We start from the raw sequence: 261 nt of genomic DNA on the forward strand, positions 1-261 counted from the left end.
GAACGTGAAGGATCCGAGATCCTCCGGCACCTGGTTGGGGCACTCACCGCAGCAGATGTCCGGGTGGCCCTTGTCACGCACCTGTATGACTTCGCGCACCGCTACTTCACCGAGGGGCACGCTGAGGCGCTGTTCCTGCGAGCGAACAGGGACCAGAGTGGGAACCGCGACTTCCGCCTCGTCGTCGGGCCGCCGCTGCCCACCAGTTTCGGGGAAGACGTCTACGACCGTATTTTCGACGCACAGGATTCCCGGCCGCAG

1 pseudogene is annotated in these 261 nt (G+C 64.8%); it reads left to right on the top strand.

Annotated elements, in window-relative coordinates:
* Positions 1 to 261 (top strand): annotated as a pseudogene (locus SB756_RS31610) (DNA mismatch repair protein MutS); the annotation flags it as partial.

Source organism: Pseudomonas sp. SIMBA_068 (assembly GCF_046534705.1).
GTDB lineage: Bacteria > Pseudomonadota > Gammaproteobacteria > Pseudomonadales > Pseudomonadaceae > Aquipseudomonas > Aquipseudomonas putida.